Origin of the sequence: Gelidibacter salicanalis (genome assembly GCF_016469035.1) — a bacterium.
Taxonomy (GTDB): Bacteria; Bacteroidota; Bacteroidia; order Flavobacteriales; family Flavobacteriaceae; genus Gelidibacter; species Gelidibacter salicanalis_A.
In genome coordinates this window covers 1-315 of record NZ_JAEHJZ010000264.1, presented here as the reverse complement: position 1 = coordinate 315, position 315 = coordinate 1, and the positions used below count along the sequence as shown (strand labels likewise).

Genomic DNA, 315 nt, shown 5'->3' with positions numbered 1-315 from the left:
ACTTGACTTGCGCTTTTTATAAGCCGTGCGTCGTTTCACTTAGAATATAATCTACCACTTTCGTTAGGTCGCCGGTTTGGTGGAAGACGGCCAGTTGGCGGTCAGCTCCCGTCCCCATTTCCAGCATTTTGAGCACGTATTCCACCTCGTGGCGGCTACCAAGCTCATCTACTACGTCGTCCACAAAATCGAGTAGTTCCAGAATAAGCTGGCGGGCCGGTTTTTCCTCTTCTGTACCAAAATCAATAAGCTGGCCATCAATCCCGTAGCGAGCGGCGCGCCATTTATTTTCCTTAATGAGCGAGCTACGGTAAA

General features: G+C 49.8%; 1 pseudogene. It reads right to left on the bottom strand.

What is annotated here, in order from left to right:
* Nucleotides 1–16: 16 nt before the first annotated feature.
* Nucleotides 17–315: pseudogene (locus JEM65_RS21490) on the bottom strand (carboxylate-amine ligase); the annotation flags it as partial.